Genomic DNA, 6,291 nt, shown 5'->3' with positions numbered 1-6,291 from the left:
GGGACCCTGTGGGAGAGTAGGACGCCGCCGAACAATTCTTCTGAAGAAGCCCCGCCCGGGTTCCGGGCGGGGCTTCTTTGCGTTCACGGGCAGTCAGTGGCGCAGGAGCCGGCCGAGTGTGTCGTCGGCACGACAGGTTTCTTGCAGGGCTGGAACATTCGTTGACCCGGGATCGGGCCGGCTGGAACGCTGAGAGCGTGAGTCAAGCCGAGAGCCTCGTAGGCCGCCTGCACGTCGATCTGCGACGTCACGCGAGCGCCATCTGTGCTGCCTGCCACTGACAGGCGGCCCCGCACCGCGCCGTGACGGCGCACCGCCTCGCTGTCCTCACCCGAGCTCCTGTGGCGAACCGCCCTGCGTGAGCTCGTTCTTCACACCCGTCCGCCCGGTCATTCGTGGCGGCCGTGGTCGTTCACTCCCGCTCTTCCGCGTCGCCGTTCTCCCGTCACGGGCTGCCGTACGCCGTCCCGGCCTCCGCCGGTGCCGGGCGCCGCCCGCGGTTGGGGCGCGGTGTTCCGCTCTTCCGCAAAGGATCTCCGCCATGCCCGCCACCTCCCGTCGCCAGTTCCTCGCGCTTGCCGCCGTGGGGGTCGCCGCCGCTGCCTGCGGCCGGGCCACCGCCTCCGGCGGCGCCGGCTCCGAGACCAAGAAGCTGAGATACCAGGGCTGGGCGGGGCAGGTGACCCTGCCCGAACTCGCCGAGGACCTCGGGTACTTCGGTGATGTGAAGCTCGAATGGGTCGGTAACACCATCAGCGGCCCGCAGGACATCCAGTCCGCGGCGACCGGCCAGATCGACTTCGGCGGCGCCTTCAACGGTGCGGTCGTGAAGCTCATCGCCGCCGGGGCGCCGGTGAAGGCGGTGATCAGCTACTACGGCGTCGACGAGGCCGCGTACAACGGCTTCTACGTGCTGGAGGACAGCCCGATCCGCTCGGCCCGCGACCTGATCGGCAAGAAGATCGGGATGAACACGCTGGGCGCCCACAGCGAGGCGATCCTCGACATCTACCTGCAGCGCAACGGCCTCTCGCCGGCGGAGATCGCCAAGGTCGAGCCGATCGTGGTGCCGCCGGTCAACACCGACCAGTCCATCCGCCAGAAGCAGATCGAGGTCGGCGTGCTGGGCGGTGTCCTGCGGGACAAGGCGCTGGCCGCGGGCGGCATCCGTCCGCTGTTCAGCGACTACGACCTGCTCGGCAGGTTCAGCGCCGGCACGTACGTGATCACCAACCGCTTCCTCAAGCAGAACCCGAACACCGCGCGGACCTTCGTCACCGGTGTCGCCAAGGCCATCGAGTGGACCAGGACCACGCCGCGGGAGGAGGTCATCGCCCGCAGCGTCGAGATCGTCAAGAAGCGCGGCCGCAACGAGGACACCGCCGCGCTGAAGTTCTGGAAGTCCGCGGGCGTCGCGGAGACCGGTGGCCGGATCACCGACGAGGAGTTCAAGATCTGGGTCGACTGGCTGGTGGAGCACGGCGACATCAAGGCAGGCCAGGTGAAGCCGGGCGACCTCTACACCAACGAGTTCAACGGCTACCCCGCCTCCGCGGCGGCAGCCGTCTCCCCGAGCCCCTCCCCGAGCCCCTCTCAGAGCAGGAGCTGAGCGATGAGCGCCGATATCTCCTTCCGTTCCGTCAGCAAGGTGTTCAAGGTCCGCGGCGGAGGCGACTTCACCGCCGTGGACCGGGTGGACCTCGACATCGCCGCCGGTGAGTTCGCCGTGCTGGTCGGGCCGAGCGGCTGCGGCAAGTCCACCCTGCTCGACCTGCTGGGCGGGCTCACCCGGCCGAGCTCCGGCGAGATCCTGCTGAACGGCAGCCCGGTGACCGGGCCGGGGCCGGACCGCTCCACGGTGTTCCAGCAGTACGCGCTGCTGCCGTGGCGGACCGCCCAGGGCAACGTCGAGTTCGGCCTGGAGTCGATCGGCGTGCCGAGACGCCGACGCGCCGCCCGCGCCAAGGAGTACCTCGCCCTGGTCGGCCTCACCGGCTTCGAGGACCGGCACCCGCACGAGCTGTCCGGCGGTATGAAGCAGCGGGTGGCGATCGCCCGCAGTCTCGCCTACGACCCCGAAGTGCTGCTGATGGACGAGCCGTTCGCCGCACTCGACGCGCAGACCCGCGAGTCGCTGCAGGACGAGCTGCGGCGGATCTGGCAGCAGACCGGCAAGACGGTCGTGTTCATCACCCACGGCATCGAGGAGGCGGTCTACCTCGGCGGGCGGGTGGCCGTGCTCACCTCCCGCCCGGGCCGGGTCAAGCAGGTCGTCCCGATCGACCTCGGTGACCGCAGTGCCGCCCGGGACCTGCGCTCCAGCCCGGAGTTCACCCGCTACCGGCACGAGATCTGGAGCCTGCTGCACGACGAGGTCAGCCGCGCCCAGCAGTTGGAGAGAGAGGTCAGCGCCGCATGAGCACCGACGTCCGCCCGTCCGCCCCGCCCGTCCTCACCAAGTCCAGGCCGCCGGCCGCTACGGCGCCGGCCGCCGCACCCCGACCGGCCGAGGCCGTGCGCCGCCCCTCGCGGCTCCCCGGCCTGCTGCTGACCGGGCTCACCAAGACCGTCGCCATCGCCGTACTGCTGGCGGTCTGGGAGGCCGCACCGCGGCTCGAACTCGTCGACCCGACCTTCCTCCCGCCGTTCAGCCAGGTCGTCGACGCCTGGTTCGGCCTGCTGGACAGCGGCCAGCTCGCCACCAACACCCAGGCCAGCCTGACCCGTTCGCTCAGCGGCTTCGGCCTCTCGGTGGCGGTCGGGGTGCCGCTCGGGCTGCTGATCGGCTGGTACCGGCCGATCGCCAACCTGCTCAGCCCGCTGCTCGAACTCTTCCGCAACACCGCCGCGTTGGCGCTGCTGCCGGTGTTCGTGCTGATCCTCGGCATCGGGGAGACGTCCAAGATCTCCATCGTGCTGTACGCGTGCATCTGGCCCGTGCTGCTGAACACCATCAGCGCCGTCCGCACGGTCGACCCGACCCTGCTGCGGCTCGCCCGCTCACTGAACCTCTCGCCGTTCCGGCTCTTCCAGAAGGTGATCCTGCCGGCCTCCGTGCCGACCGTGTTCACCGGGATCCGGCTGGCCGGCGCGGTCTCCATCCTCGTCCTGGTCGCCGCCGAGATGGTCGGCGCCAAGGCCGGACTCGGCTACCTGATCAACGCCTCGCAGTTCAACTTCGCCATCCCGCAGATGTACGCGGGCATCGTCACCATCTCCGTGATCGGCGTGCTCTTCAACCAGCTGCTGGTCGCCCTGGAACGCCGCTTCACCCGCTGGCGCGCCGCGGTGGGGAACTGACCATGGGCGAGCCGATACAGGAACTCACCGCGGACGTCCTGGTCGTGGGCGGCGGCCCGGCCGCCACCTGGGCCGCCCTCGACGCGGCCCGGGCCGGCGCCGACGTCGTCCTCGCTGACAAGGGCCACTGCGGTACCAGCGGCGCCACGGCCGCCGGCGGCACCGGCGTCTGGTACGTGCAACCGGACCCGGCGGCCCGGCAGGCGGCGATGGCGAGCCGCGAGGCGCTGGGTGGCCACCTCGCCGACCGCGGCTGGATGGGCCGGGTCCTCGACCGGACCTACGCCAACATCAACGAGCTCGCCGAGACCGGCGGTTACCCCTTCCCGACCGCACCGGACGGCAGCCAGCCGCGCAACGGCCTGCAGGGCCCCGAGTACATGCGGCGGATGCGGATCAGGACGCGCAGGGCCGGGGTCCGCATCCTCGACCACAGCCCGGTCACCGAACTCCTCACCGCCGCCGACGGATCGGTCGCCGGAGCGGCCGGCCACCGCCGACAGGCCGGACACCCCTACCGGGTGCGGGCCGGCGCGGTCGTCCTCGCCACCGGCGGATGCGCCTTCCTCAGCGGCGCGCTGGGCACCGACACCGACACCGGTGACGGCGCCCTCTACGCGGCCGAGGTCGGCGCCGAACTCTCCGGCATGGAGTTCTCCAACGCGTACGGCATCGCGCCCGAGCACACCTCCGTCACCAAGACCGCGTTCTACTCCTTCGCCACCTTCTACCGGGAGGACGGCAGCGTACTGGAGGGCGCAGCCAGCCAGGGCGGCCGCTCGGTGATCGCCCGGGAACTGCTCGCCGCCAAGGTGTACTGCACCCTCGACCGGGCCGACCCGGCGGCGCAGCAGGCCATGCGGCTCGCCCAGCCGAACTTCTTCCTCACCTTCGACCGGCTCGGCATCGACCCGTTCACCCGGCGGTTCGCGATCACCCTGCTCGCCGAGGGCACCGTCCGCGGCACCGGCGGTATCCGGATCGCCGGCGACGACTGCCGCACCACCGTGCCCGGCCTGTACGCCGCCGGCGACGCCGCCACCCGGGAGCCGATCTGCGGCGGCTTCACCGGTGGTGGCAGTCACAACGCGGCCTGGGCGATGTCCTCCGGCAGCTGGGCGGGCCTCGGCGCCGCCCGGTACGCCCTCGCGCTCGGCCGCGCCGCGCACACCAGGCCGGTACGGGCCGCCGGCGGCGCGGGGCTGCGACCCACCGGCCGCAGCGGCGGCGCCGACCACCGGGAGGTGATCGCCGCGGTGCAGGGCGAGGTGCTGCCGTACGACAAGAACTACCTGCGGCACGGCGACACCCTCACCGGCTCACTGCGGGTGCTCGACGACACCTGGCGGCAGTTGCGGGCCGGTCTGCACGGCGAGGGACGGGACACCGTCCGCGCCCGGCAGGCCGCCGCGCTCGCCGCCAACGCCCGCTGGATGTACCGCTCCGCGCTCGCCCGCACCGAGAGCCGCGGCATGGCCCGTCGACTCGACTTCCCCGACCAGGACCCGGCCCAGCACCACCGGATCGCCACCGGCGGCCTGGACGAGGTCTGGACCCGCCCCCTCAAGGAACCCGTGTGAAGGAGCCTGCGTGATCGAACTGGTCTCCGCCGCCCGCTGCATCGCCTGCGACAAGTGCATCAAGGTCTGTCCGACCGACGTCTTCGACCGCGGCGAGGACGGCATCCCCGTGATCGCCCGGCAGGACGACTGCCAGACCTGCTTCCACTGCGAGGCCAACTGCCCCGTCGACGCCCTGTACGTCGACCCGCGCACCCGGCCACTGCCCGGCCCGCACGACGAGGACGCACTCGCCGACGCCGGCCTCCTCGGCAGCTACCGGGCCCGCATCGGCTGGGGCCACGGCCGTACCCCCGGCGCGCAGCTCGCCATCGGCCCCGCCTTCGGGACCGCACCCATCACCTCCTGAACTCCCCGCAACCCCGACGGATCACCAGAGAAGGAGCACACCCATGACCGCGTTCGAGCTCCACAAGGTCGGCGGCCGGATCGGCGCCGAGATCACCGGCCTCGACCTCGCCCAGCCGCTCGACGAGCAGACCGTCACCGCGCTCAACGAGGCCCTGGTCGCCCACAAGGCGCTGTTCTTCCGTGGCCAGCACCTCGACGACGAGGGCCAGACCCGCTTCGCCGCCAACTTCGGCCCGCTCACCACCGCCCACCCGACCGTGCCCTCGCTCGACGGACAGCCCAACGTCCTCGCCGTCGACAGCGAGGACGGCGGCCGCGCCAACCAGTGGCACACCGACGTCACCTTCGTCCGCACCCCGCCCAAGGCGTCCACGCTGCGCAGCCTGGTCGTCCCGCCCTACGGCGGCAACACCCTCATCGCCAACACCCAGACCGCCTACCGCGACCTCCCCGAGCAGCTGCGGGAGTTCGCCGACCGGCTGTGGGCCGTCCACACCAACGACTACGACTACGCCCAGGGCAAGGAGCTCGACGACGCCGAGGCCGAGCGCCGCCGGGTCTTCACCGCCCGCACCTACCGCACCGCCCACCCGGTGGTCCGCGTCCACCCCGAGAGCGGCGAACGCGGCCTGTTCATCGGCGGATTCGCCGAGCGCATCCTCGGCCTGCCCACCGCCGCCTCGCACGACCTGCTGCGCACCCTCCAGTCGTACGTCACCCGGCCGGAGAACGTGGTCCGCTGGCGCTGGGCGGTCGGCGACGTCGTGCTCTTCGACAACCGCTCCACCCAGCACTATGCGCCGGACGACTACGACGACCTGCCGCGCCGCCTGCACCGCGTCACCGTCGCCGGCGACGTGCCGGTCGGCGTCAGCGGCGAGCCCGCCTACATCGTCGAGGGCGACGACGCCGCGCACTACACCGGCTGAACCACCACCCGGCCGACGCACCGGCCGCGCCGCGGGGCACACCGCCCCCAGAACCCGCAACTCGCCGCGCTCATCGAGGAGTCCGGCTTCTCGCACGCCGGCCTCGCCCGGCGGGTCGACCAGCTCGGCCT

At 72.0% G+C, this 6,291-nt stretch carries 7 protein-coding genes; all 7 read left to right on the top strand.

Annotation, left to right across the window (positions count from 1 at the left end; genetic code table 11):
- The first annotated feature begins 116 nt into the window (after positions 1–116).
- Positions 117–281: a putative leader peptide gene (locus tag AB0P35_RS41235; protein ID WP_363521574.1), complete on the top strand. Its 165-nt coding sequence runs from the start codon at positions 117–119 to the stop codon at positions 279–281.
- A 260-nt stretch (positions 282–541) separates the two neighbouring features.
- A complete protein-coding gene (locus AB0P35_RS41230; RefSeq protein WP_095874832.1) occupies positions 542–1,609 on the top strand; it encodes an ABC transporter substrate-binding protein in 1,068 nt (355 codons plus the stop codon).
- Positions 1,610–1,612: 3 nt separating this feature from the next.
- On the top strand, positions 1,613–2,419 hold the full coding sequence (locus AB0P35_RS41225) for an ABC transporter ATP-binding protein (protein ID WP_363521571.1): 807 nt from the start codon (positions 1,613–1,615) through the stop codon (positions 2,417–2,419).
- On the top strand, positions 2,416–3,300 hold the full coding sequence (locus AB0P35_RS41220; protein ID WP_363521568.1) for an ABC transporter permease: 885 nt from the start codon (positions 2,416–2,418) through the stop codon (positions 3,298–3,300). Before AB0P35_RS41225 ends, AB0P35_RS41220 begins: the two co-directional genes overlap by 4 nt.
- A gap of 2 nt (positions 3,301–3,302) precedes the next feature.
- Complete coding sequence (locus AB0P35_RS41215) at positions 3,303–4,880, top strand: FAD-binding protein (RefSeq protein WP_363521565.1); 1,578 nt, start codon at positions 3,303–3,305, stop codon at positions 4,878–4,880.
- 10 nt (positions 4,881–4,890) lie between these two features.
- Positions 4,891–5,229 carry a ferredoxin family protein gene (locus AB0P35_RS41210; RefSeq protein ID WP_095874836.1) on the top strand — a complete coding sequence of 113 codons (339 nt, stop codon included), beginning with the start codon at positions 4,891–4,893 and terminating at the stop codon, positions 5,227–5,229.
- 43 nt (positions 5,230–5,272) lie between these two features.
- Positions 5,273–6,160, top strand: a complete 888-nt coding sequence (locus tag AB0P35_RS41205; RefSeq protein WP_363521562.1) for a TauD/TfdA family dioxygenase — start codon at positions 5,273–5,275, stop codon at positions 6,158–6,160.
- Positions 6,161–6,291: the final 131 nt, after the last annotated feature.

It is taken from the genome of Kitasatospora sp. NPDC085879, from assembly GCF_040686255.1.
In the GTDB taxonomy this organism is placed as follows: Bacteria; Actinomycetota; Actinomycetes; order Streptomycetales; family Streptomycetaceae; genus Kitasatospora.
This window is presented reverse-complemented; position numbering and strand designations above follow the sequence as displayed.

Bases quoted from the DNA above. Each gene is read 5' to 3' on its own strand.
- AB0P35_RS41230 (WP_095874832.1), top strand. From the start codon at position 542: ATGCCCGCCACCTCCCGTCGCCAGTTCCTCGCGCTTGCCGCCGTGGGG.
- AB0P35_RS41225 (WP_363521571.1), top strand. From the start codon at position 1,613: ATGAGCGCCGATATCTCCTTCCGTTCCGTCAGCAAGGTGTTCAAGGTC.
- AB0P35_RS41220 (WP_363521568.1), top strand. From the start codon at position 2,416: ATGAGCACCGACGTCCGCCCGTCCGCCCCGCCCGTCCTCACCAAGTCC.
- AB0P35_RS41215 (WP_363521565.1), top strand. From the start codon at position 3,303: ATGGGCGAGCCGATACAGGAACTCACCGCGGACGTCCTGGTCGTGGGC.
- AB0P35_RS41205 (WP_363521562.1), top strand. From the start codon at position 5,273: ATGACCGCGTTCGAGCTCCACAAGGTCGGCGGCCGGATCGGCGCCGAG.